At 53.2% G+C, this 25,559-nt stretch carries 21 protein-coding genes; 10 read left to right on the top strand and 11 right to left on the bottom strand.

What is annotated here, in order from left to right; all coding sequences use genetic code 11:
• Nucleotides 1-147 precede the first annotated feature (147 nt).
• Complete coding sequence (locus H6F46_RS06455; RefSeq protein ID WP_190354010.1) at nucleotides 148-1,608, bottom strand: sensor histidine kinase; 1,461 nt, start codon at nucleotides 1,606-1,608, stop codon at nucleotides 148-150.
• A gap of 433 nt (nucleotides 1,609-2,041) precedes the next feature.
• On the opposite strand from H6F46_RS06455, the gene H6F46_RS06460 reads away from it, so the two are divergent.
• The gene (locus tag H6F46_RS06460; RefSeq protein WP_190354011.1) at nucleotides 2,042-3,460 is read left to right on the top strand and encodes an FAD-binding domain-containing protein; all 1,419 of its coding nucleotides are present in this window, start codon (nucleotides 2,042-2,044) and stop codon (nucleotides 3,458-3,460) included.
• 49 nt (nucleotides 3,461-3,509) lie between these two features.
• Here the strand turns inward: H6F46_RS06460 and H6F46_RS06465 are convergent, their stop codons facing one another.
• The 6 genes from H6F46_RS06465 to H6F46_RS06490 form a co-directional block, all read right to left on the bottom strand.
• Nucleotides 3,510-3,914, bottom strand: a complete 405-nt coding sequence (locus H6F46_RS06465) for a type II toxin-antitoxin system VapC family toxin (RefSeq protein ID WP_190354012.1) — start codon at nucleotides 3,912-3,914, stop codon at nucleotides 3,510-3,512.
• A gap of 4 nt (nucleotides 3,915-3,918) precedes the next feature.
• Nucleotides 3,919-4,329, bottom strand: coding sequence for a hypothetical protein (locus H6F46_RS06470; RefSeq protein ID WP_190354013.1), 411 nt, complete (start codon nucleotides 4,327-4,329; stop codon nucleotides 3,919-3,921).
• A gap of 26 nt (nucleotides 4,330-4,355) precedes the next feature.
• Entirely contained in the window at nucleotides 4,356-4,757 is a 402-nt protein-coding gene (locus tag H6F46_RS06475) for a type II toxin-antitoxin system VapC family toxin (RefSeq protein ID WP_190354014.1), read from the bottom strand.
• A gap of 5 nt (nucleotides 4,758-4,762) precedes the next feature.
• Nucleotides 4,763-5,173, bottom strand: a complete 411-nt coding sequence (locus H6F46_RS06480; protein ID WP_190354015.1) for a hypothetical protein — start codon at nucleotides 5,171-5,173, stop codon at nucleotides 4,763-4,765.
• A gap of 266 nt (nucleotides 5,174-5,439) precedes the next feature.
• Nucleotides 5,440-7,104 (bottom strand): EcsC family protein, encoded by a 1,665-nt coding sequence (locus tag H6F46_RS06485; protein ID WP_190354016.1) that lies wholly within the window; start codon nucleotides 7,102-7,104, stop codon nucleotides 5,440-5,442.
• Between the two features lie 178 nt (nucleotides 7,105-7,282).
• Entirely contained in the window at nucleotides 7,283-7,657 is a 375-nt protein-coding gene (locus H6F46_RS06490) for a hypothetical protein (RefSeq protein ID WP_190354017.1), read from the bottom strand.
• Nucleotides 7,658-7,869: 212 nt separating this feature from the next.
• Between H6F46_RS06490 and H6F46_RS06495 the strand changes: the two genes are divergently transcribed.
• Both H6F46_RS06495 and H6F46_RS06500 read left to right on the top strand, forming a co-directional pair.
• Nucleotides 7,870-9,240 carry an AAA family ATPase gene (locus tag H6F46_RS06495; protein WP_190354018.1) on the top strand — a complete coding sequence of 457 codons (1,371 nt, stop codon included), beginning with the start codon at nucleotides 7,870-7,872 and terminating at the stop codon, nucleotides 9,238-9,240.
• On the top strand, nucleotides 9,201-10,115 hold the full coding sequence (locus H6F46_RS06500) for a DUF4435 domain-containing protein (RefSeq protein ID WP_242027818.1): 915 nt from the start codon (nucleotides 9,201-9,203) through the stop codon (nucleotides 10,113-10,115). The genes H6F46_RS06495 and H6F46_RS06500 overlap by 40 nt, the downstream gene beginning before the upstream one ends.
• 169 nt (nucleotides 10,116-10,284) lie before the next feature.
• On the opposite strand, the gene H6F46_RS06505 is transcribed toward H6F46_RS06500, so the two are convergent.
• Nucleotides 10,285-15,000 (bottom strand): glutamate synthase-related protein, encoded by a 4,716-nt coding sequence (locus H6F46_RS06505; RefSeq protein WP_190354019.1) that lies wholly within the window; start codon nucleotides 14,998-15,000, stop codon nucleotides 10,285-10,287.
• Between the two features lie 879 nt (nucleotides 15,001-15,879).
• On the opposite strand from H6F46_RS06505, the gene H6F46_RS06510 reads away from it, so the two are divergent.
• Nucleotides 15,880-16,191, top strand: a complete 312-nt coding sequence (locus H6F46_RS06510) for a carbon dioxide-concentrating mechanism protein CcmK (RefSeq protein ID WP_099531705.1) — start codon at nucleotides 15,880-15,882, stop codon at nucleotides 16,189-16,191.
• A gap of 92 nt (nucleotides 16,192-16,283) precedes the next feature.
• Nucleotides 16,284-16,928, top strand: a complete 645-nt coding sequence (locus H6F46_RS06515) for a Uma2 family endonuclease (protein ID WP_234406471.1) — start codon at nucleotides 16,284-16,286, stop codon at nucleotides 16,926-16,928.
• Nucleotides 16,929-17,052: 124 nt separating this feature from the next.
• Here H6F46_RS06515 and H6F46_RS06520 read toward each other — a convergent pair whose 3' ends face one another.
• From H6F46_RS06520 to H6F46_RS06530, 3 genes are read right to left on the bottom strand one after another with little or no spacing between them, the layout of a single operon-like run.
• The gene (locus H6F46_RS06520) at nucleotides 17,053-17,346 is read right to left on the bottom strand and encodes a putative quinol monooxygenase (protein WP_190354020.1); all 294 of its coding nucleotides are present in this window, start codon (nucleotides 17,344-17,346) and stop codon (nucleotides 17,053-17,055) included.
• A gap of 60 nt (nucleotides 17,347-17,406) precedes the next feature.
• Nucleotides 17,407-18,096 carry a response regulator transcription factor gene (locus H6F46_RS06525; protein WP_190354021.1) on the bottom strand — a complete coding sequence of 230 codons (690 nt, stop codon included), beginning with the start codon at nucleotides 18,094-18,096 and terminating at the stop codon, nucleotides 17,407-17,409.
• Nucleotides 18,077-19,201, bottom strand: a complete 1,125-nt coding sequence (locus tag H6F46_RS06530) for a sensor histidine kinase KdpD (RefSeq protein WP_190354022.1) — start codon at nucleotides 19,199-19,201, stop codon at nucleotides 18,077-18,079. The genes H6F46_RS06525 and H6F46_RS06530 overlap by 20 nt, the downstream gene beginning before the upstream one ends.
• Before the next feature lie 318 nt (nucleotides 19,202-19,519).
• Here H6F46_RS06530 and kdpA point away from each other — a divergent pair, with 318 nt between their 5' ends.
• The 5 genes from kdpA (at nucleotide 19,520) to kdpC (ending at nucleotide 25,555) form a co-directional block, all read left to right on the top strand.
• Nucleotides 19,520-21,160 (top strand): potassium-transporting ATPase subunit KdpA, encoded by a 1,641-nt coding sequence (kdpA, locus tag H6F46_RS06535; protein WP_190354210.1) that lies wholly within the window; start codon nucleotides 19,520-19,522, stop codon nucleotides 21,158-21,160.
• A gap of 217 nt (nucleotides 21,161-21,377) precedes the next feature.
• Nucleotides 21,378-22,103: an FkbM family methyltransferase gene (locus tag H6F46_RS06540; RefSeq protein ID WP_190354023.1), complete on the top strand. Its 726-nt coding sequence runs from the start codon at nucleotides 21,378-21,380 to the stop codon at nucleotides 22,101-22,103.
• Between the two features lie 353 nt (nucleotides 22,104-22,456).
• Nucleotides 22,457-24,547, top strand: coding sequence for a potassium-transporting ATPase subunit KdpB (gene kdpB / locus H6F46_RS06545; protein ID WP_199291431.1), 2,091 nt, complete (start codon nucleotides 22,457-22,459; stop codon nucleotides 24,545-24,547).
• Nucleotides 24,548-24,718: 171 nt separating this feature from the next.
• A complete protein-coding gene (locus H6F46_RS06550) occupies nucleotides 24,719-24,970 on the top strand; it encodes a potassium-transporting ATPase subunit F (protein ID WP_190354024.1) in 252 nt (83 codons plus the stop codon).
• A gap of 3 nt (nucleotides 24,971-24,973) precedes the next feature.
• Nucleotides 24,974-25,555 carry a K(+)-transporting ATPase subunit C gene (gene kdpC / locus H6F46_RS06555; RefSeq protein WP_190354025.1) on the top strand — a complete coding sequence of 194 codons (582 nt, stop codon included), beginning with the start codon at nucleotides 24,974-24,976 and terminating at the stop codon, nucleotides 25,553-25,555.
• Nucleotides 25,556-25,559 lie beyond the last annotated feature (4 nt).

The raw sequence follows: 25,559 nt of genomic DNA on the forward strand, positions 1-25,559 counted from the left end.
TTCCTTGCTCAGAGACTATCTGATCAGTCATTTGGAGATCTTGCAAAGTACCCATAGTCGTCGGGGCCAGAAGCTCAAGCCTCTGATCTTTGTCGATCAATCAGGCTTACAGTTACAGGGGCATAGTTCTGGCTTTTCAGGTATCTTCTAAGGCGCGATCGGTAGCTTAATTGTAAATGTTGTGCCTTGACCAGGGCAGGAGTTGACCTCAATCACGCCATGATGCATATCTGTGATGATTTGGTAACTCACGGCTAACCCAAGTCCTGTTCCTTTTCCGATGAGCTTGGTTGTGAAGAATGGGTCAAAAATTTTGGCTTGAACTTCCTCTGAAATCCCTGAGCCGTTATCAGAAATTAAAATTTGAATTTGGTGCTCTGAAATCAGGGATGTTTGAAGCCAGATATGACGAGAAAAATGATTGAGCGAGTCGCTTTTTCGGTCAAATTGCCGTTGTTGATCGAGTTCTTCTAAGGCATCAATGGCATTGTTCAGAAGATTTAAAAATACCTGATTGAGCTGTGCAGGAGAGCAATAAATATGGGGTAAATTACCATAGGTTTTGTTAATGGTGATCTTTGATGTTAGTCCCTCGGCTTGTAAGCGCCCCTGCACAATAACTAAAACAGACTCCAGACTTTCATGAATATCCACAAACTTGAAAGTCGATTCATCCAGGCGTGAAAAGGTTCGGTAGGACTTCACAATGTCACCAATTCGCTGGGAACCTTGCTGCATAGATTGAAACAGTTGATAAATGTCTGTTTTTAGAAAATCAAGGTCGATCGCTTCCAGCTTATCTTGAATGGCTTGGCTGGGCTGAGTATGTTCTTGTTCGTAGAGTCGGATCAGCTCCAATAGCTCATCAAAATATTGACGAGCATGGGATAGGTTTCCATGAATGAAGCTAATCGGATTATTAATTTCATGGGCAAGGCCCGCGACCATGTTTCCTAGGCTTGACATTTTTTCCGCATGAATCAATTGCATTTGAGTTTGCTTGAGCTGATTCAGCGTGGCCTCTAAGCGGAGATTTTTTTGTTTTAGTTCGCGTTCGGTTAGTTGTCGTTCAATTTCTGCTGCTGAACGAGCCGCAAAAATTTTGAGAATGGCTGCCTGCTCCTCATAACTGCGGGTTAAGGGCTGGACGTGCAAACCAGCAATGTGACCAATCGTTTCTCCTGCCATATTACAAATTGGGATCCCTAGATAGCTCTCTGCCCCCATGGTCACGAGGTCAATGTCTTCAGGGAATTTTTGCTGAATTTTGCAATCATAAATTTGCAGCCCCTTGTTAACCACAACTCCACAGGGTGTTCCCTCCAAAACATAATCAAAATCCATACCAAAATCATCACCAGCCCAAAAAGCTAGGGTTTTTGCCTTAGGAGGTTCACCATCAATAAACTCAGCAATTAATGCATAGCGAATTTGCAACAGCTCTGCTAGATATCGAACACAGGATCGAAAAAACTCTTCGCCAATTTGAGAAGCAATTCCTTCAACAATGAGCTTTAAATCTGACTCCCAATGTCGATGTTCGGCCGTGTCAGCGGGCGCTAACGAATGTGTGAGCGCAGCGTCAGGTGTATGAGGCTGAGAGTACATAGTTGTTTGATGAATTGGGGATTGACTAGGGATTGATCGAGGATGGCAGCCCGATCAGCCATTAGAGGATAAAACTCGTTTGATCGTCACCTTGGAGGCTACTCACGATCGCGCCCAGTTGCTTGATGCTGGGATTAAACAAAATCGAATAAGTCATCCTACTGGCTTAAGCTCTTCCATTTCTTAAAATACTGATTGAGAGCTACACAACGCCAAGACATGTTACTTTTGATACATAGAAAAACGATTGATGATGACTAATTGGGCATTGCTTGTTTTGATGATTAGGAATTTAGATACAAAACATTACATTTTTCTGAATTGTGTACAATGGGGTTATCAGTAATAAATCATTTTGCCCCAGGATATCGCACAGAATCGCGAATCACGAATAGGCATTGTGTGGAAACTTTGCAGAGCTTTTGTGTCACCTATGTCCGAATTGCTGTTGTTTTGGCATCGAAAAGACCTGCGAATTTCCGATAATTTAGGTCTAGCCCAAGCCGTTGCTCGATCGCCCAAAGTTGTCGGTATTTTCTGTCTTGATCCTGGAATTCTTGATCGGGATGATGTGGCTCCCGCACGGGTGGCTTATCTGATCGGTTGCTTGGCAGAATTGCAGCAAACCTATCAAGAACGGGGTGGGGATTTCCTGATCCTCAGAGGGGATCCCACGGTGGAAATTCCCAACTTAGCCGATCGCCTCGGGGCTGTGGCCGTGGCCTGGAATTGGGATGTGGAACCCTACGCCTTGCAGCGTGATCGGGCCGTCTTGGCTGCTCTGAAGGAGCGGGGCGTTGCTGCTCAAACCCAGTGGGATCAACTGCTCCATGCGCCGGACGAAATTCGCACCGGCTCCGGCACGCCCTACACGGTCTATGGGCCCTTTTGGAAAAATTGGCAGTCCCGATCGAAAGTGGCCCCTGCTCCCACGCCCGATCGCCTCTTGCCCCTCACCGAAGCTGAACGGGCCAAAACCCAGGCTATCCCGCTGCCCACCGCTCGCCAATTGGGGTATCCCTGGGATGGGCCTTGGATTTTGGAGCCGGGAACCGCCGCCGCCCGATCGCGCTTGGAAACCTTCTGCCAACGGGCCATTGAAGCCTACGATCCTGATCGCAACTTCCCCGCCTTGGAGGGCACATCGGGCCTGAGCGCCGCCTTGAAATTCGGGGCGATCGGGATTCGGGAAATTTGGCAGGCCAGCGCCAGCGCCCTCGACCATGCCCGCAGCGAAGAAGCCATCAACAGCGTTCGCACCTGGCAACAGGAATTAGCCTGGCGCGAGTTTTATCAACATGTGATGTATCACTTTCCCGAACTTGCGGAAGGAGCCTATCGTGCGCCCCTCAAAACTTTTCCTTGGGAGAACAATGAAGCTCTCTTTGAAGCTTGGTGCAATGGCCAAACGGGTTATCCGATCGTTGATGCAGCGATGCGTCAACTGAATGAAACTGGCTGGATGCACAACCGTTGTCGCATGATTGTGGCCAGTTTCCTAACCAAAGATTTGATCATCGATTGGCGTTGGGGCGAAAAATACTTTATGCAAAATCTGGTCGATGGCGATCTTTCGGCTAACAATGGTGGTTGGCAGTGGAGCGCTTCCAGTGGCATGGATCCGAAGCCGTTACGCATTTTTAATCCCGCTAGCCAAGCCCAAAAATTTGATGCGGAGGGTGACTATATTCGCCAGTGGGTTCCTGAGTTGCGCCGGTTGGATACGGGATCATTACTCACGGGAAAAATCACCCCGATCGAGCGGCGATCATTGGGTTATCCCACCCTGATCGTTGATCACAAAATTCAGCAGGAACGCTTTAAGCAACTCTACAAAGCCCAAAAAGCCTAATCATCCAAATGAAGGGCTGAAAAGTCGGTTGTGGGCAAGGGTTAGCAGTTTAGCGAATTAACCAATTCTCCAATTGCAGTCCTTGCACGCGAGAGAGATCAGAATCGTTGGAAATCAAAATCCAATTTTGGGCGATCGCCGTTGCCGCAATCAAAATATCTGCATCTTGAATCAAGCAACCGCGCGATCGCAGATCCGCATAGATCTCGCTAGCAATTTCCACAATTTCTGGATGCGTCACCGGCAAGATATCCACAGTTTGATAAAACCGCTGAAAAGCCGACAGCTTATTGGGCGAAGGCCTTGCAAGCAAGCCGCGCTTAATTTCGTAATAGGTTATTGCACTAATCGAGATCGATGCCCCCCGCAATTTAGCCTGATTGAATCGACTGACTGTCAAGGGATTACCCACCATGAGTGCCGTCACAATGTTGGTATCTAACAGGATTCCCATGAAGTTAATGAGTTCCGATCGCAGCTAACTCCGCCAACTCTTCCGCAGTGCAAGTTTGGGTTAATTCCGCTGTTGCAGCACTGGCAGTAGCAATGTCCGTAATTGCCTTTTGCAAAGACTCTGTTGATTGTTGTAAGACAGCTTGGCAAAGATCAGGATCAGCTATCAGTAACTCCTTCAAGTGTTCTAACAATGCCGATCGATCCACCGATTGGGCTAAGTCTGATGTCAACAAAATTGGGTCGAGTAGGCGTTCTATGCGGGCGATCGCCCGTTCTAGGCTAGGTTCTGCGGGCGCGGCCGGCTCAATCGCCCCATGCCAGCCCAGGAGCGATCGTACCAAGTCCCAAATCAGCCGCAATCGATCGCCCACTGATAATCGCAGCGCTGCCGATCGCAAGTCTCCTGGATTCATCGCTTGATCCTCCACTATTTTTAGATTCAACGAATCAGCCAATTTTCTAATCGTAATCCTTGCACGCGAGAGAGATCAGAATCATTGGAAATCAAAATCCAATTTTGGGCGATCGCCGTTGCCGCAATCAAAATATCTGCATCTTGAATTAGGCAACCGCGCGATCGCAGATCTGCATAAATCTCGCTGGCAATATTGACAATTTCGGGATGCGTCACTGGCACAATATTAACAAACTGGCAGAATCGATCAAATAGTTCTAATTGTTTGGGTGCGGCCTTCGCTAATAGACCCCGCCGAATTTCATAGTAAGTTATGGCGCTAATGGCTACGGACTCAGTTGCCAATAACAACCGAAGCTGAGACAGCAGTTGAGAATCCCGTTTTAAAAACTCACTGACAATATTGGTATCTAGTAAATAAACCATTCGGTTTATCGCCCTTCAATCAGTTGCTGTAATTCTGCCTGATCCGCTTCAGATTCATCCTCACTGGCTGCGAGTAAGGCTTCAGTAGCTAACAGCAATGCTACTTTTTCTGATAACGCCGTCTCTGACATGGTTAATAGGGTTTGCCAATGGCTAGGGGATTGGGCAAACGTGTGGCGCAAGTTATCCAGCAAACGGGTCTTGAGTTGTGCTTGATAGTGCGGCTGGTGACTTGCCGCCTGGTCAATCAGTGGCTCAATTCGGGCGATCGCCTGTTCTAGGTTAGGTTCTGCGGGCGCGGCCGGCTCGATCGCCCCATCCCAGCCCAGGAGCGATCGCACTAAATCCCAAATCAGCCGCAACCGATCGCCCACTGATAATCGCAGCGCTGCCGATCGCAAGTCCCCTGGGTTCATCGCTTGATCCTCCACTCGATCGTCTGCTGTGATCTTGGCACAAGCGCTTCTGCAACGGGCGATCAGCTTAAATGGCTCAGGTGGCAGCGATTGCTGGTGGTGGGAAATTGCGGATCGATCGCCGGGTAAGGCGAATCATCGTCGCAGGAGATGATTCACAAGGGCAATCAAAACAATTCTTGGTAATAGCCAAGCTTGGCTTGATCAACTCAGTTCGTTATAGATGCCAGTTGAGCCTCTACCAGTTTATTCAGTGTTGCAAAATATTAATCTAAATCAAGATTGGCTGCCTGAAGTTGTACTTGAAAACGTGCTTTTAAGCGATTCAAAATTACCTGTTCTTCAGGCGAAACTGTTCCGTCAGCCGCAGCAATAGTCTGACATTTGGCTAATAAGGCAACCCCAAAATCATCATTTACAATTGGCAGCAAGTCATCCAGACTAGGTAAGGCTTGAAGTCCTGAATTTAAGGCTTCCATAGAAGCAGGGCTTAAATTTAAAGTGTCTAGTTGTGGGATAAGGCCTGCTAGAGTCTTATCAGGATGACCTGCTAAAAACATCCAAACTAAAATCCAATCCATAGCCACCTGATCATCGGCAATTGAAGCTAAGTAGCTAATATTGGCATTCTCAGTTTCTGAAAGCGCTGCTTCCAAAGTCAAGCTCTTATTGACTAATTTCGCTTCATAGAAACGGCAAGCTGCGTAACCCATGGCATAGATTGCAGCTGCATTCGTACTTGCACCAATAACGCTACCGGCAATGGGGATATTTTTACCAACTGCTGTAAGTCCCAGCCGCGCCGTAAGCTTACCAGCTGCTTGGCTACCACCAACTGAAAGACCTAAAATTGCAGCTACTTCTGCTTTGCGAGCTGGGTCTTTGAGATCAAACCCATATAAACAAGCAATCTGATAGACCAATTCTGCCTGTAGCAGTGCATTGGCAGCTATATCTACGGCAAATAGAGCCGCTGCAAGACCTGGCAAGCTAGTAGCTAGACCGCTGCCACCAGCAATAATTGACTTCTCTACCATCAAGCGATGAGCCAAATTTCCCATCTGATCATTAGGATATTTCGACTTCAATCGCTGTACATGAGTCTCCGCTTTCACAATATCAACATTGAAAATTGGCTCAAGAAATTTTCCAATGCTGGGAATCTTGGTTGCGATAGGCCCAAAAAATTGTTGTAGCTCTGGACTGTTATTGAATAAATCAATGACGTAGCCTGCTTGGTCGGTCAAATTCAAAGCAGCACTACCAAGTGCACCGCCCGCACTGACAGCTGCATTAGCAATTGCTCCACCTGCATTAACAATTGCTCCACCTGCGCCCACAGCTGCGCCACCAACAGCCCCAGCTGCTCCAGCAACCAAACCAGCGGCCCCCGTTGCAGCGTTGCCAACGGCCCCAGTTGCATAACCCAGGTGGCCCATTAATCCTCCCCAAAAGGAATTGCTTTGGGCTTGAGTTTCTGTTGCCAGGGTTTGGGATGTTTCTGCCAGTTCAATGGCTCCTTCTAGAGCGCCTGCTAAGGTCGAACTTGAAGCGTCAGGTAATTCTGGAAGAGGTATGGTAGTGGCTTCTGCATCAGTTGAGCTGTTGACTGGCTGCTCTTCTGGAGCTGGTGACTCACAGTGAAGGATGAAAGTTGATGTCCAGTCATCAAATGGCTCGCCTTGTTTACGGCCCAAAACTCGCACCGAGGAAATAACTGGTGACGCAAGGCTGGTTAGCCACTGTTTCATGAGAGGCACGAATGTGGACTGAGGCGGTGAAGTGGGAGCCTCAATCAGAATAGTTAGACAGTTTTCTTTTAAAATGGCTGAGGCTCTAACCCTTTTAGGATTGAGCCTCTCATTCATTAGACTGGCAATTGCCCTTGCGTTACCTCGTTTCGCTTCGATCAGCAATTCTTGACGAGACATAGGGCCTCCACTTCACAGGGAGTTTGAAGTACTAGAAATTATTTAGCATATATTCCCTTGTACCACCTACTAATCGTTAACCTAAATGGCTCACTAGCAGCGCCGGTCGTGACTGCGCCCATTCCTGACCTGAAAACGATCAACCAAGAGTCTCGCGGTGTTGGGAAAATTGATACGCTCAAGCTGGGTTAATGGCTGGGAATTCGATCGCGGGTAAGGGTTCGATCGGGGCGGCGGTCGGAACCCACTGACAGAAGCAAACTGCGATCGCCTCAAACGCGCTGCCCATCTCCCGGGGTTTATAAAGCTCAACCCGTGTGACTTGCCAATTGCTGAGGCGGCTGTGGGTGCTGGCGGCGGGAAATTGCGGATCGATCGCCGACTCAACCCGCACATAATCGCGCAATCGATAGCCCGGTTGAGGTAAGGGGCGCTGAGACGCATCGTAATACTCAGCCAAAATATCCGTCAGGCTACCGCTGGGCATCAGTTGCCGATCGTCCCACCCTTCCGCGTCGGCCGTTTCCGTTTTGAAAATGATGTAGCGTCCCATGGTCTGCCTCAGTCTTCAGGGATGAGCCGGGCTAGTGACGACGAGGCTATATCGCCAGTTGCCCATCGCCCACCAAGTAACAGTGATGCTAACTTAGAGGTATCGCCTTTCTATTACACATCTGTCAATTATACTATTTGCAGGATAGCGCAACTTTTGACCTGCACTTTGCCAAGTCTGCCAATAGCAAATTGTGTAAATCTAGAAAAAACATGAAAATTCAAAAAATCTCTGTTGATGGACTTTTTGATGTTTTTAACCATGAAATATCGTTGAATTTAAGTGAAAAAATTACAATTATTCACGGGCCGAATGGGTTTGGAAAAACAGCTATCTTGAGAATGTTGAATGGATTTTTTAATGCTCAATATTCTATTTTCAAAAAAATTCCATTCAGGAACTTCCAGATTGAATTTGTTAATGGGGATAGTGTGGCAATTAAAGGGAATACAAAAGACAAGATGCAAAGCCATTTACAAGACATCGAATTTGTCTATCGTGAGCCAGGACAAGAAGACAAAGTTTTCTGTTTAAAAAGCAACCAAAGAATGACAAAGCGAAAAATGTCAAATTTTCGTTTTGATCCTGATGTATGGGAGGAAGTTATACCCGAAATTCGCCAAATCGGAAGCAAACTGTGGCGAGATTTGCGCACAGGTGAACCTCTTACGGCCCAAGAAGTGCTCGAAAAGTACGGTCATCTTCTGACTGATGAAGGAAATCCATACACAGAAGATGACTGGTTAATTAAGTTAAAAAGTGATGTTCATATTCGGTTAATCGAATCACAACGATTATTAAATTTTCTTCCGAGTCGTTCTTCTAGAAGCTACTCTGGTTCACCTTCAATGTCGCCCACAGTACTAGCCTATTCAGAAGAGATTGCTCAACTCATTAAATCGAAACTTGCAGAATATGGTGCAACTTCTCAGTCTCTCGATAGAACCTTTCCTGCAAGAGTGGTCAAGCAACCATTATCTCCTGAAGTTACAGATGAACAACTCCGCCAGCAATTAGATGAGCTAGAAGAAACTCGTTCTGGATTGATTGAGATTGGTCTATTAGATCAGGATGGGGATACAGAGTTACTAACTCAACTGCAATCAATTGATGAAAGTACTCGAAATGTTCTTTCGGTCTACATTGAAGATGTCGAGAAAAAACTTGACGTTTTCCGTGAAATCGCAAACAAAATTGACTTGCTTAAAAGGATCATTAATAAAAAATTCTCTTACTCCTATAAAGAGATCAGCTTTAGCAAAGACAAAGGATTTGTTTTTAATACACTATATCATCCTAATTCGCCAGATCATGGCACAGTTTCACCGACAGACTTATCATCTGGTGAACAACATGAACTAGTACTGCTGTACGAATTACTGTTCAAGGTTCAGCCAAATTCCTTAGTCTTAATTGATGAACCTGAACTTTCGCTTCACGTAGGCTGGCAGTCTCAGTTCTTAAAAGATTTGCAAGAGATTACAGAGCTTGCCGATCTTGATATTCTGATTGCCACCCACTCTCCTGATATTATTCAAGACCGTTGGGATTTGACTGTGGAGCTAAAAAGACCGCAGCAATGAGAGATCATATTTCTGTTAATCGCGAAGCGAATGCTATTCACATGAGGAGAAGCACATTTTCTGGTGCTTTTTTATTGATTGAAGGCAACTCAGATAGAACCTTCTATGAGCGCTTTATCGATGACAAAGAATGCCAAATAATAGTAACTTCAGGAAAGTCAAGAGCTATCAGTATTCTAGAGAGTCTGGAAGGTTTTAGTTTCCAAGGTGTGATTGCTATTGTTGATGCAGATTTTGATCGACTTGAAAATTTCGTCTCTACAAGTCCTAATTTGATTCAGACAGACACGCATGACTTAGAAACTATGCTTCTGATTTCACCTGCTCTTGAAAAGGTGATTCGCGAGTTTGGAATTCGGAGTGACGATGAAAGCTCTAGACAGAAAATGACTGATTTTAGTCATACAGTCAGAACGAAACTTCTTGACTGTGGAATACCTATTGGATATTTGAGGTGGATTTCTTTGCAGGAGTCACTGGACTTAACTTTTGATGGGATTGAATTTGCCAAATTTATTGATGGAAAAACAATTCAAATTTGTCTAAGAAATTTCATAAAGGAGGTTAAAAATAAGTCGCAAGCTCATTTATTACAAACTGAAGATCTGCAAAAGAAAATAGAAAATCAAAGAAATAATAGTCATGATCCTTGGCAAGTTTGCTGTGGACATGACTTAGTTGAAATTCTATCTCTTGGACTGCGCCAACTTGCTTCCAAGAAGAATAAATCTGAAGTAAAACCAGATGATTTAGAACGAAGCTTACGACTTGCTTATGAGGGAGTATTTTTCTACAAGACACAGCTTTATACAAAAATTCGCCTGTGGGAAAGCAGCAATCCTACGTTTCGAGTTCTACATAATAGCAGTGCTTGAAATCTATAGGCTTCAAAATGTTGTGTTGCCACCACAGTCTTCTTGACTGTCGAGTCAATGCCAACATTCATCGCAAAAATAACCCCAGTCGATCGCCCTGAATGAGCAACCAACTGGGGTCAAGGCATCGGGCAGCTCATCACCACCCGATCGCCCTAGGAAATTGAACCTAAACCGTCGCGGCTACCTTTTCCTCGGCGGGGTTGGCATTCGCCTCCGGCGTGTTCGCTTCCGACGGCGGCACCACTTGCCAGAACTTGGGCAAGCTGTTCGCCCAATCAGCTAGGATCGCCTTCGCCTTCGGACTACCGGTCTTTTCGGCATGGGCTTCGATCAGCGTCTTCAGTTGCTCCTCGCCTGCCGGGGTGCAAACGCGCTGGATCTTGACGATTTCGCCGTTCACCTTGCCGGGGAAGCTGCCATCTTCGTCGTAGCAGTAGGCCAAGCCGCCGGTCATACCCGCGCCCACGTTGCGACCCGTGGAACCGAGCACCACGATCGTGCCGCCGGTCATGTATTCGCAGCAGTGGTCGCCTGCGCCTTCGATCACCGCTTGGCCCTTGGAGTTGCGCACGCCGAACCGCTCACCGGCCCGACCGCTGGCGTAGAGCACGCCGCCAGTGGAACCGTAGAGGCAGGTGTTGCCGACGATCGCGTTGTGTTCCGGGGCGAAGGTGGCTTCGGCGGGCGGTCGGACAATGATTTCGCCGCCGTTCATGCCCTTGCCCACGTAGTCGTTAGACTCACCAATCAGCTCCAGGGTCATGCCGTTGATGTTGAAGGCTCCGAAGCTTTGGCCGGCGCTGCCCACGAAGGTGAGGTGCAGATGCCCTTCAAAGCCCTTGTCGCCGTAGCGCTTGGCGATGTTGCCGGAAACCCGCGTGCCCACGGAGCGATCGGTGTTGATGATCTTGATCGTCTTTTGCACCGTGCCCTGGTGGCGGATTGCCCGTTGGATGTCCTCATCGCCCAGGATCGCGTTGTCCAGCACCACATCGTTGCTGTGGGGGCGGGGGCTGTGGTTCAGCCAACTGCGATCGCTCCGCGTGTCGGGCAAATTGGTCAAGATCGACAGGTCGATCGCCTGGGTCTTGGTCAGGCTGGCATCTTCGCGCCGCTTCAGCAGGTCAGCGCGGCCAATCACCTCATCCAGGCGACGGAAGCCCAACCGGGCCAGCAACAACCGCACTTCTTGAGCCACAAAGTAGAAGAAGTTGACCACGTGATCCGGAATGCCGGGGAACCGCTTACGCAGGTTTTCCTGTTGGCTGGTCACGCCCACGGGGCAGGTGTTCATGTGGCAAACGCGGGCCATGATGCAGCCCTCGGCGATCATGGCGATCGTCCCGAAGCCGAATTCTTCGCCACCCATCAGCGCCGCCATCAACACATCCCAGCCGGTCTTGAAGCCGCCATCAACGCGCAGGACGACGCGATCGCGCAGGCCGTTTTCCATCAGGGACTTGTGCACTTCCGCCAAGCCCAATTCCCAGGGGCTACCGGCGTGCTTGATTGAGCTGAGGGGCGAGGCTCCCGTGCCGCCGTCATGGCCGGAAATTTGGATCACGTCGGCGTTGGCCTTGGCCACCCCGGCGGCCACCGTGCCGATGCCCACTTCGGCCACCAGCTTCACGGACACCTTGGCGCGCGGGTTGATCTGGTGCAGATCAAAGATCAGTTGGGCCAAATCCTCGATCGAGTAGATGTCGTGGTGGGGCGGCGGCGAAATCAGGGTTACGCCGGGCTTCGATCGCCGCAGCATGGCAATGTAAGGGCTGACCTTCTTCCCGGGGAGCTGACCGCCCTCACCGGGTTTCGCCCCTTGGGCCACCTTGATTTCGATTTGCTCGGCGCTCATCAGGTATTCCGGGGTCACGCCAAAGCGCCCCGAAGCCACCTGTTTGATCGCGGAGCTGGCCCGGTCGCCGTTCCGCAGGCCCTTCAGGTGCGGGAAGGTGGCGGACAGGCCGTTTTCGTCCACATCGTTCAGGGTGGTGTAGCGGCGCGGATCTTCGCCGCCTTCGCCGGAGTTTGACTTGCCGCCAATCCGGTTCATGGCGATCGCCAGCACCTCGTGGGCTTCCGGTGACAACGCCCCTAGGGACATGCCACCCGTGCAGAACCGCTTCAGAATCGATTCGATCGGCTCCACCTCGTCCACGGAAATCGGGCTGCGGCTGGTGTCGAAGTCCAGCAAGTCGCGCAGGGCCGTGGGCGTGCGCTGCTGTAAATAGCGCTTGTAGACGCTGTAGTGGTCGTAGGCTTCGGTGCTGAGGGCTTGGGCACCGGGCATCCATTCACCGTCGGGCGTTTGGGCCTTGAAGGCATCCACGGCCTTGTGCAGGGCCTTGGCCATTTCCGGCGAGTTCATGTGGTATTCGCCGCCCTTGCGGTACTGGACGAAGCCCATGTTTTCCAGCTTCTTAGCCGTCAGTTCGGGGAAGGCGGTCGCATGGAAGGTCATCACTTCCTGGGCCAGTTCCGCCACGCCCAAGCCACCAACGCGAGACGGCGTGCCCACAAAGGCCAGGTCGATCAGCTCGCGGCCAATCCCGATCGCCTCGAAAATTTGTGCCCCGTGGTAGCTAGCCAGCAGTGAGATCCCCATCTTCGAGAGGATCTTCAGCAACCCGGCTTCCACGGCGGCCCGGTAGTTGGCCTGGGCCTGCTCGATCGAGCAGGCCGGCAACTTACCGCTGCCCATCAGGTTTTGAGTGCGATCGCTGTTCCACCAATGGCGGATGCTTTCCAGGGCCAGGTAGGGGCAAACGGCGCTGGCCCCGAAGCCCACCGCACAGGCAAAGTGATGTGTGCTCCAACATTGGGCCGTGTCCGCCACGATCGACACCTGCATCCGCATTCCTTGGCGGATTAAGTGGTGGTGAACCGAGCCGATCGCCACCAGCGGCGGAATGTAGGTGGTCTCCGGCGACAGACCATCGGTGCGATCGCTCAGGATCAGGATTTCTGCCCCGCCTTGCACCGCCGCCACGGCCCGCTCTTGCAGGGCCGTAATCGCCGCCCGCAGACCCGCCGGGCCATCGGCCGTGCTGTAGAGCGTTGAAAGGGTGACCACTTGCATTCCGGACTCGGACAGCTTGCCCAGCTCCGTTTCATTCAGCACGGGCGAGCTGATCTTCAGCAGGCGGGCCGCTTCCGGAATGGGTTGCAGCAGGTTGCCGCGCCGTCCCAGGTGCATTTCCAGCGACATCACCAGCTTTTCGCGCAGGGGGTCGATCGGTGGGTTCGTCACCTGAGCAAACCGCTGCTTGAAGTAGTCATAAAGCAGGTGGGGGCGAGTCGAGAGCACCGCCAAGGGGATGTCATCGCCCATGCAGTAGGTCGGCTCCTTGCCGTTGGCCGCCATATCTACGATCACCAAATCAATGTCCTCGGCGGTGTAGCCAAAGGCCGTTTGGTGTTGTAGCAGGTTGCCCTCTTCCAGGGTCTTTTCGGCGGCAAAGGGTTGGGCGGTCAACTGTTGTTGATGGTCGCGAACCCAGTCGCCGTAGGGATGCTGGCGAGCTACCTTCAGCTTCAGATCCCAATTTTTCAGGACTTCACCGGCTTCCAGATCCACGGCGATCGCCTGGCCGGGGCCGAGACGACCCTTTTCGAGGATGTTCTCGATCGGGATGTCCACCACACCGGCTTCCGAACCAACGATGATGTAGTCATCGCGGGTGATGCAGTAGCGGGCGGGGCGCAGACCGTTGCGATCGAGCGTTGCGCCGACGATCTTGCCATCGCCAAACACCAGCAGCGCCGGGCCATCCCAGGGTTCTTGCACCCCGCGATAGTAGTTGTAGTAATCGACGATTTCCGGGTAGTCAGCCAAATCCGGCTGATTTTCGTAGGCTTCCGGAACCAGCAGGGTGACGGCTTCTAGGATGCTGCGGCCCGATCGCACCAACAGTTCCAAGGAATTATCCAAGTTGGCTGAGTCGCTGTTTTCGTAGCTGACGATCGGCTTGAGGGCGTTCAGCTCCTCGGTTGTCCAATTTTCATGGGCCAAATCCGCCTGCTTGGCCAACATCCAATTCAGGTTGCCCAGCAGGGTATTGATTTCGCCGTTGTGGCCCAGCATCCGCATCGGTTGCGCCAGGGGCCAGCGGGGCATCGTGTTAGTGCTGAAGCGTCGGTGGTAGACCGCCCAAGCGCTGGTGTAGTCCGGGTTGGTCAAGTCTTGGTAGAAGCGACCCAAAACCTCCGATCGCACCATCCCCTTGTAAATAATCGTGTGGTTCGAGAGGGAGCAAGCGTAGAATCCTACGGACTGGGATGTGACTTTTGTATCATCCTCACCGAGTGCCTTCACCACCGCATTTCCGAGCCGACGGCGCAGTTGGTAGAGTTGCCGTTCCAGGGCATCGCCGGTTAGGGTGGATTCAATAATCACCTGCTCGATCGTTGGCAGGTTCTCGCGGGCTTGGATGCCCAGCACCTCGGGGCGGGTGGGCACAACACGCCAACCCAGCAGGGTCAAACCGACCTCCGTGATCGTTGCGTCAATGGCGGCCTTGGTTTTGGCCAGCTTGTCCGCATCCAACGGCAGGAACAACATCCCCACCGCCGTGCGATCGCGATCGATGGTCTTGCCTTCGGTGGCGGCCCACTGCTCAATCAGGGTCCAGGGAATTGCCGTCATCACCCCTGCGCCGTCGCCCGAGTCGCGATCGGCACTGCAACCGCCCCGGTGCTCCATGCAACCCAGGGCGATCAGAGCTTTCTCCACCAAGTCGTGACTGGCTTGGGCCTGGCGCTGGGCAATGAAGCCTACGCCACAGGCATCGCGCTCCTCAGTCAGGTAGCGCAACCCGGATTCCGGCATTACCGGCAACGGATTGCTGGAAAACACAGGGGCTTGGCTGGTGCGGTCACTCATAGTGGATCGGGTGGACTAGGCGATCGGGGTGAATAAAAAAACAGACAGCGAGGGCGATCGAGCCACAGCGGCAATCAGGTAGCCGCTGCTGAGATCGATCAAGTTAGAGTCGATCGGATGCGATCGAAACTACAGAGTTTGCGTTATGACTGGGTTAAAAGACCGTCTGTTGAGCTTGGTCTTGAGTCCCCGGCAAAACGACCGGAATACATAGCCAGAGGGCCTTACTGATTGTCCGGTGAACGCGGTTGCACTGGTTGTATTGGCAACTACTGATTAGCACTGATCGGTAACGATCGTGTCAATCGCTGGCGGAACCGGCATCGGGAGCACGGGGTTAGCACGCGGGCGATCGACTTCAATCCCATGACCCAGTTCAATCCCATGACCCAGGGCCAAAACCGCTGGAAGCAGAACCAGTTAACCGCGATTGGGTTGGTCGGATCGGAAGATTGGTGCGCACATCCGCCAGCACAAATCGTCATTCATCGAGTCGTACAGATGACTGGGGAGTGAGGGGGTGCACCAAAATGATTCGAGCTTTCAGGATAGTCAGCAAACCCAATTCTAAAGAAACTGTAGCGCTTTAATCTAGATCGGCCCTTGGCGTTTATGCAACTGCTTAGCCAACGATTGTCGATCGAATGTTGATTGGACTCGATCTGAATTGCTAACTCAGTTGCCTAAACTGCCCGTTGGGTTGCTCATCTTTGCTGCCATTTCCCCGCGAGCGAAGAGACCCGGATGGGTTTCCTAGTCCCAATCCTGCCGTTGTGCAGATCCCTGGCGGCGATTCGACCCGATCGCGCTACACTTTTGCCAGGGTTGGCTTAGCCGCCCCGCGACCTGCGCCCTTCATTTTCGCGTCCCTGCTGTCCCATGCCCATTGCCGTTGGAACGATCGAAACCCTTGGCTTTCCCTCCATCCTGGCCGCCGCCGATGCCATGGTGAAAGGCGGGCGCGTCACCCTGGTGTTCTTTGACAAGGCCGAAAAGGGCAACTTTTTCATCACCATTCGCGGCCCCGTCTCCGAGGTGGAGCGGGCCATGGAAGAAGGGATCAAAGCGGCGAAAGCGGTTTATGGCGGTCAGGTAATGAGCCACTACATCATTCCCCACCCCTACGAAAACACGGAGGGCGTGATGCCGATCGACTACACCCCCGAAAGCGAACCCCACCGCGTCACCTAAACTTTCAATTATTTTTCTGTTCAAGCGAAAACGGGAATTGGATCCAGGGATCTGAGATAGCAACGCTGAAATGATCAAGGTGGAGCTGCATCGTGATTGCTCAAATTCAGCCTCCATTTCCGTCTCAGTTCATGACCGCTGCGGAGTATTTGGCTTGGGAATCTGAGCAGCCCATTAAGCATGAATATATCCATGGGCAGGTGTATGCCATGGCTGGCGGAACCTTGCCCCATAACGATATTGCGGTGAACTTAACCAGCGCCCTGCGGTTGTTTTTGCGGGGAACAGGCTGCAAAGTGCGAATGGCTGATGCCAAGGTGCAGGTCAGCGCTGCCGGGCCATACTTTTATCCCGATTTAGTTGTGAGTTGTGACGATCGCGATCAACGGGCGATCGAGGCCATCAGTTATCCCAAATGCATTGTTGAAGTGCTATCCCCCAGTACCGCTGGGTTTGATCGCGGTGACAAATTTCGCTACTATCGCCGCATTCCAACCTTGGAAGAATACGTGTTAATCGATGCGGAAAAGGTGGGAGTTGATTGCTACCGCAAAACGAGCGCGGGGAAGTGGGAATTAACCGCATATCCTGACGATGAAGCCGATCCGAACCAGCCGATTCTTGAGCTGGTGAGTCTCGATTTTGCTTGTCCGCTGTCGTTGGTTTACGAAGAAGTGGAACTGAGCCAAGCGATCGATCCAAATCCTATAGATTCCACTCGATCGGTTGAGTCATGATCGCCCGATTCAGCTCAGGTGTGCTCAATCGCCTTCTGCGCCGCCGCCAATGGCACAAGATAGGCGACTTGTGCTCCTATGGATGAATTGCTAGGAGAAACGACATTCTAGCTTCGAAGAGTAATCAATCTTCAGGCTTCAAAATTCCCGCTTCCAACTGATCGAGATAGATAAATTCTGGTGCTTTCACACCGGCTTGTTTGCGAATTTCTACCAACTTCGGTGACTCAAAGAATGCCCTAGCGTCTTGAATTGAAGTCCAATGGGAGAAGTGAACAATCTTGTTAGGATCGCATTCATCCCGCAATACCTGATAAGAGCGCTCGCCCGCCTGTTGGCGAATATTGGCAGCGCCGTCAAAAATCGCTTTCCAAGTGGCGTAATCTTCCACTTCATGAATGATCAACACATGGGCCATGATGCAATCAACCTCTTGCACGAATATCACGAATCTTAGGTGAAAAATCCCCAAGGCCACCTAGGAGATGGCGCGATCGCCCATCGGCGCTTGGTGTTGCAAGAGGTGAACTACGGCTTGGGTGCGATCGCGCACGCCCAGTTTTTGCAAGATCGCATGGACATGCACCCGCACCGTGCCGGGGGCAATGTGTAAGGTTTGGGCAATGTCTTGGTTGCTTTGGCCTTGGGCAATCAGGTTCAAGATTTCCTGTTCCCGTTGGGTGAGTTCCTCGATCGCCCCCGTGGCCAGGCGATCGCCCCGACTCGTGACGGTTTTGGGAAGGCTGGATGCGCCCGATTGGGCCATGGCTGCTTGGATTTGGCTGGTGGCCAGGTCATCCCACCAGGAGGCCCCGGCGGCGATTGATCGCATCGCCAGAATCAACGTTTCGGCGCTGATCCCCTTGCGACAATAGCCACGCGCTCCGGCGGCCACCAACCGGGCGATCGCGTCGGGTTCAGCACGGGAGGTGAGCACCAACACGGGCAAAGCGGGCTGAATTTGCACCAGTTGCCGACAGGTTTCCACGCCGCCCAGGCTCGGTAACCCAATATCCAGCAGGGCCACATCAAAGCATTGTTGGCGCGCCAGCTCGATCGCCTGTTCGCCATCGGCCGCCGCCGCCACCTGCCAATCGGCTTCCTGCTGGAGCCGGATCGTCAGCCCCAGGCGAAATAGCTCGTCGTCTTCAATCAGCAGAATTTGCATGGACTGCGGGGGTAGTTGGCGGAGGACAAGCGGCCAGCTCCACCAGGAAGGTTGCGCCTTGGGGCGATCGGTTCTCTGCCCAGATTCTACCGCCGTGGGCTTCGATGATTTGGCGGCTGAGATAAAGCCCCAACCCCGAGCCGGTGAGCTGGCGATCGCTGCCCGCTTGATAGAACCGATCGAACAGCTTGGGCAGCGCCGCCGGGGGAATGCCGGGGCCCGAGTCCGACACTTCCAGCCGATGGCAAGACCCGAGCGATCGCAACTGCACCAAAATTTGCGAGTCGCGCGGCGCGTGGTTGAGGGCATTCAGCAGCAAATTATCGATCGCCCGTTCCAACTGCAAGGCATCGGCTGCCACCCAAAAGCTGGCCCAAAAGCCCGAGTCGCCGCGCTCCAGCCGAATCGTGACGCGCCGCCCCGCCGCCAACACCCGCAACGGTGCGATCGCCCGTTCCGCTAGCTCCCCCAACTCCCAAGGCTGGCGATCGAGCAAAACCCCCTCCGCATCGTTGCGATAAATTTCCAGGACACTTTCCAGCAGGTGCAAGCTGTTGCGATGGCTGCGTAACATCACCGCCAACACCTGTTGCTGCTGTTCGGTGGCGGGGCCCAGTTGTTGAGCTTGGAAGGCTTCCAGGGTGGCGATCGCCCCGAGCAGCGGCGTTTTGAGGTCGTGGGTCAAGGTGGCGGCAAAGTCTTCGCGCAGTTGGGCGAGCTGGCTTTGGGCGGCCAGTTGGGCCTGTTGTTGAGCCAGCCGGGTGCGATCGCGCCGGGCCCGATCGCTCAACAGGGCCGTGACCAACAGGGCCAACCCAACCAACAACCGATTGGTGATGGCGGCCGGTGAACCCATCACCCCGGCCGGCACCCACAGGTTGAGCAACACCAGCCCGATCGCCCCCAGGGTGACAACCATCGTGGTTTTGGGCCGACCATAGGCCCCCACCAGCCCGACCGGAACCACATATAGATACCCCAACACGTAATCGGTGGGGGTCAAAAATTCAGCGGCGATCGCCAGCACCGTCCAAAGCACCGTGGCGCTACCGATCCAAACCCGTTGTCGGGCCAAGGGAGCTGATGGGGTCGATCGGCGGTTCATGTCATTGTCCTGGGGTTGGCAGTGGGAGCGATCCGGTGGCGTTTAAAAGATCATCTCGTAGGTTGGGTTGAGGCACGAAACCCAACGCCTGTAACCCTTGCATTGATCGCGTTGGGTTGAGCTGTGCGAAACCCAACCTACAGGACTAAACCGTTCTAAACGGTTGATATAGATCGACGATCGCCTAGGCCGGATGTTTAGACCGATTGATAGATGGCGGATTCGGGGCGATCGCCCGACGATCAAGAGGATTCCCTAGCGCCCGCGATCGGGTGGATGGGGGTCTGGTCTTTCGTCCGATCGAGCGATCGGGTCTTTATGCTATCGGGCTGGTTGCAAATTGCCCTGACGTTGTTGATCGTGGGGGCGATCGCCCCGTTTTTAGGGCGCTACATGGCGCGGGCATTCCAAGGGCCGGACTGGCTGCCCGAACGCTGGCTGTACCGGCAAATTCGCCACCGCACCGATGAGCCGATGACCGGCGGGCAATACCTGCGGGCGGTGTTGGCGAGTAACTTGGCGATCGCTCTGGTGGGGTTTGCTGGGTTTTGGCTACAAGACCGCTTGCCCCTGAATCCGACCGGTTTGGGTGCGCCCAGTTGGGACTTGGCGGTGCATACGATCGTCTCCTTTTTAACCAACACCGACCAGCAACATTACTCGGGCGAAACGGCGATTAGCTACGGTTCCCAAGTGGGAATTTTGGGCTATTTAATGTTTTTCTCGGCGGCCACGGGGCTGGCGGTGGGGATCGCGTTTATTCGTGGTCTGAGTGGGCAACCCTTGGGCAATTTCTATCGAGATTTGACGCGATCGATCACGCGGGTCTTGTTGCCCCTGTCGATCCCGATCGCCCTGTTGCTGTTGCTGAATGGTGTGCCGGAAACCCTAGCTGGGCCAGCAATGGCCAGCACATTGGAAGGCACAACCCAGGCGATCGCCCGCGGCCCTGTGGCCCACTTTGAAGCGATTAAGCAACTGGGGGAAAACGGCGGCGGATTTTTTGCCATTAACTCCGCTCACCCCTTTGAAAATCCCAACAATTTCACCAACAGTTTAGAAATTGTGGCGATGTTGCTGATTCCCACGAGTTTGATTTTTACCTATGGGGAAATCAGCCAGAATCGGCGACAAGCTTGGTGGTTATTTGGCTTGGTGGGCAGCATTTTTGTGGGCTTAATTGCCCTCAGTGCGATCGCGGAATGGCAAGGCAACCCGACCCTGGCTCCCGGCCCCAACCTGGAAGGCAAAGAACAGCGCTTTGGTTGGGCTCAAACGGCCCTGTGGGCAGTCACCACCACGGCCACCATGTGCGGCGCTGTGAATGGCATGCATGATTCCCTGATGCCGGGGAGCGGTTTAGCCACCTTGCTGGGGTTGTTTTTGCAGATGGTTTGGGGTGGCCAAGGCACTGGCACGGCTTATCTGTATGTGTTCCTGATTTTGACCGTGTTTTTAACCGGGTTGATGGTGGGTCGCACGCCGGAATTCTTGGGCCGCAAAATCGAGAAACGAGAAATCATTTTGGCCAGTGCGATCCTGCTGGTTCACCCGGTGTTTGTGTTGATTTCGGGGGCGATCGCACTGGCCTTTCCCGAGCAATTGGCGGGCATTTCCAACCCCGGCTTCCACGGGGTTTCCCAGGTGATTTATGAATACGCCTCGGCGGCCGCCAACAATGGCTCGGGCTTTGAGGGCTTGGGTGACGGGACCCTGTGGTGGAACCTGTCGGCGACGGTCAGCATTTTGGCGGGTCGCTACCTGCCGATCGCGGCGTTGCTGTTGCTCGCAGACGGCATGGCCCAGAAGCAACCGGCTCCGGCCACCTCGGGCACGCTCCGCACGGACACGTTTTTGTTCACAACGGTGACGGGCGTAACGATTTTGATTTTGGGCTTGTTGACCTTTTTCCCGGTGTTGGCCCTGGGGCCGATCGCCGAAGGATTCGCCCTGCATTAGGTCGCTTCGTAATTTCCCAAGACCCTGATTCCACGATCCCGAAACCGTTGAAGACAAGGAATTTTATCTGACGGCTTTAAAGTCTCCAATTAAAACAGAACTTTTTGCACAAGCTAATTTGTCACAATAAAGTATATTTTGTGATAATAAATAATTTTGCTTTTGCCTCATGAATGCCTATTTTGCTCTCAATTCAATTTCATGACTCCTGATCATCATGAGTGCTAAAATAAAAGAAGTGTTTGAGTGTTTTTGTAGCTCACTGCTACTAATCAAAAACTTTTTCTGGATATTAAAATCAATGCAGCACTATAACAGTTACTCTCAATGTGGTGAAGATGCTGTTCTAAGGCATTTACTGTCAGTATTAAGTGTTGATATTAGGTGTCCTGGTTTTTATGTAGATGTTGGAGCGTTTCACCCATCTCTCTACTCAAACACAAACTTCTTGTACAATGTCGGCTGGAAGGGAATTAACATTGATCCTAACCCCCACTCCATTGCTTTATTTGAGTCTGCAAGACCAAGAGATATTAATTTGAATTTTGGCGTAGGAAACACATGTGGCCTTGAAAAATTACATATGTTTTCTGATGGTGCAGTTAACACATTCTCCGATGCTATGGCTCAGGGATTTAAAGACTCAGGATTTCACTACCTGGGATCAAGATTAATTGAAATGCGAACACTCAACTCAATTCTTGACCAATATCTTCCCCCTAAACAATCGATAGATATCCTGGATATCGATTGTGAGGGTCTAGATGAGGAAATTTTGTGGTCATTTGATATTCAACGATTTTGCCCGAAAATTCTTCTTGTAGAAGCTCATGGATTTGATTTCTCTAAGCCCCTTCAGCATCCAGTGTTTAGATACATGGTTGGTCAAGGGTATAAGGTTGAGGCTAAGGTTGGTCCAACTTTAATTGCATCTCATAATTAAAGACCTCGACAAAATTTGTGAGATAATAATTTTTTTTAATAGTTAATTACTTAAGTCACAAAATTTTCACCACTTTGTCATTACTTAAGGCACTACTAAAAACTTTAGTTTTAGTAATTAAGTTTGCTTTAAGTTCGCGCTCTCAGTAAGCCTGCTTTCTCGGTAAGTCCGCTTTTCTGGTGTTGACCCTGGGGCTGATTGCCGAAGGATTTGCCCTGCGTTAGGTCGCTCCCTATTTCCCAAGACCCTGATTTCACTATCCCGAAACCGTTGAAGACAAGGGGCTTAAGCCCCTTGCCCCGGGTGGTGGAGCCGTTAATCCATTCAGCGCTTTTGTTAGGAACCATCTGTTTATGAACAGTCTTGCGAATAAGATGCGGCGTACCCCGGGCGGCCCCCGATCGCAACGTCGCCACATGCCCAAAGTCAGTCACCAAGGGTTATATGGCCGCGCCATTCAGCAGGCCTTCTGGAAACTCGACCCGCGCCAGGCGGTGCATAACCCGGTGATGTTCGTGGTGTGGTTGGGCACGGTGGTGACGCTGTTGGTGACGATCGCCCCGGATTTGTTTGGCCCCGTGGCCGATCCGAATGCCCGGGCCGTGAATGGCGCGATCGCCCTGATTTTGTTGGCGACGGTTTGGTTTGCCAACTTGGCCGAGGCGATCGCCGAAGGGCGCGGTAAGGCCCAGGCCGATGCCCTACGCGCCACCAAAGCCGACACGATCGCCCGGCGGTTGTTGCCCGATGGCAGCGAAGAGGCCATATCTGCATCTCGGTTGCAACGGGGCGATCGGGTGCGGGTGGCCGCGGGCGATGTGATCCCCGCCGATGGGGAAGTGCTGGCTGGGGTGGCTTCGGTGGATGAGTCGGCGATTACCGGCGAGTCTGCTCCGGTGCTGAAGGAACCGGGATCGGACACGGCCAGCAGCGTCACGGGCGGCACGCGGATTGTGTCCGACGAGCTAACGATTCGCGTCACCGCCGATCCGGGGCAGGGGTTTATCGATCGGATGATTGCCCTGGTGGAAGGGGCCGAGCGCCGCAAAACCCCCAACGAAATTGCCCTCACGGTGTTGTTGGCGGTGTTGACCCAGGTGTTTTTGTTGGCGATCGCCACCTTGCCGCCCGTGGCTGCCTATGTGCAAAGTCCCGCCAGCATTGCGATTTTGATTGCCCTGTTGGTGGCGCTGATCCCCACCACGATCGGGGGGCTGTTGAGCGCGATCGGGATTGCCGGGATGGATCGGGTGGCCCAGTTCAACGTAATCGCCACCTCCGGCCGGGCCGTGGAAGCTTGCGGCGACATCAACACCCTGCTGCTGGACAAAACCGGCACGATCACCCTCGGCAACCGCTTGGCAGAACAGTTCATTCCCGTGGGCGGCCACCCGATCGACACCGTGGCCCGCGTGGCCTGGGCCGCCAGTTGGTTTGACCAAACTCCCGAGGGCAAGTCGATCGTTCGGCTGGCGGAAAAACTGAGCGATCGCCCCCATCCCACCCCGGAAGCCGCCACGGGCCTGGACTTTTCCGCTCGCACCCGGATGAGCGGCACGGATTTGCCCGATGGCACGGAATATCGCAAGGGCGCGGTGGATGCGATCAAGGGATTCGCCCGATCGCGCGGTGGCTCGATTCCCGCCGATTTGGATGCGGCTTTCGAGCAGGTGTCGCGGTTGGGGGGCACACCCTTGGCGGTTTGCGAAAACAACCAAATCTACGGCGTGATCTATCTGAAAGACATGATCAAACCCGGTATCCGCGAGCGGTTTGACCAGCTCCGACGGATGGGGATTCGCACCGTCATGCTCACGGGCGACAACCGGATCACCGCCGAAGTGATTGCCCGAGAAGCCGGAGTCGATGACTTCATCGCAGAAGCCACGCCCGAAGACAAAATCGCCGCCATCCAACGGGAACAAGCCCAAGGCAAGCTGGTGGCCATGACCGGCGACGGCACGAACGACGCGCCCGCCCTGGCCCAAGCCAACGTGGGGGTAGCCATGAACTCCGGCACCCAGGCGGCCAAGGAAGCGGCGAACATGGTCGATCTTGACTCCGACCCCACGAAGCTGATCGACATCGTGACGATCGGGAAGCAACTGCTGATGACCCGGGGAGCCTTGACCACCTTCTCGATCGCCAACGACGTGGCCAAGTATTTCGCGATTATCCCGGCCCTGTTTGCCTCGATCGGGCTGGGGCCCCTGAACGTGATGGGTCTGACGAGTCCCAACTCAGCAGTGCTGTCCGCCTTGATCTACAACGCCCTGATCATCCCGGCGCTAGTGCCCTTGGCCCTGCGGGGGGTGGCGTTCCGGCCCCTGTCCGCCGATCGCCTCTTGCAGCGCAACATTCTGGTTTACGGCCTCGGCGGCACGATCGCCCCGTTCATTGCAATCAAGGCGATCGATGTGGCAATCGGCCGCTGGGTCGGTTGAGTTCGTTATTAATGCCCTCATCCCCCGGCCCCTTCTCCCAAGGAGGGCGAAGGGGAGAAAAGATTGCCCCTCTCCCGACCTGGGAGAGGGGTTGGGGTGAGGGCAATCCAAGGAACCGTCCCGTAGGTCAAGCAAGCATTTGAGCGTTTATCCAGCCGGAGCCTAATTTCCATGAAAACCCTCTTGCACCATTCAGCACCGGATCGATCGCCCGATCGCCGCCTCACGCCTTGGGTGCGCTGGAGCCTGCGCTGGGGCCTGGCTTGGCTCGCCGCCCTCGCCGCGATCGCCCCGGCCACCGCCGCCACCAGCCCAGCACCTCTGAACAGCGGCCAACTGGGGGCGATCGCCCTGTTGGGTCTGGCCACCATTGCCCTGTCGATTTATTTGTTCATGGCGATTTTTCAACCGGAGCGGTTTTAGATCATGGACTTCCTGCGCGAAATGGGGCGATCGCTGCGACTGTCGGCGGCCCTGTGGTTGTTGACGGCGGTGATTTACCCGGTGATTTTGTTGGTGGCGGGGGCGGCCCTGCCGTTCCAGGCCAATGGCAGTTTGCTAACGAATGATCAAGGCCAGGTGATTGGGTCAGCCCTGATTGGTCAACCCTTCACGAGCGATCGCTACTTTTGGCCCCGCCCCAGCGCGATCGCCTACAGCACCGATCCCCAGGTGGCCAAAACCGGCATCTCTGGCGCAAGCAACCTGGCCCCCACCAACCCGGCCCTGGCGGAACGAATCGCCACCGAAAAACAGCGCCTCCAACAGGCCGGCATCGAACCCACGGGCGATTTGCTCTACAGCTCCGGGTCGGGTCTCGATCCGCACATCAGCCCCGCCAGCGCGATCGCCCAGCTCGATCGGGTGGCCCGCGCCCGGCAAGTCACTCCCGACCAACTGCGGAGCCTGATTGACCAAGCCACCGATCGCCCGTTCCTGAACCTGTTCGGCGAGCCGGGGGTGAATGTGCTGAAGCTGAATCTCGCCCTCGATCGGCTCAATCGTTAGGAGA

It is taken from the genome of Limnothrix sp. FACHB-1083, assembly GCF_014696485.1.
Classification (GTDB): Bacteria; Cyanobacteriota; Cyanobacteriia; order CACIAM-69d; family CACIAM-69d; genus CACIAM-69d.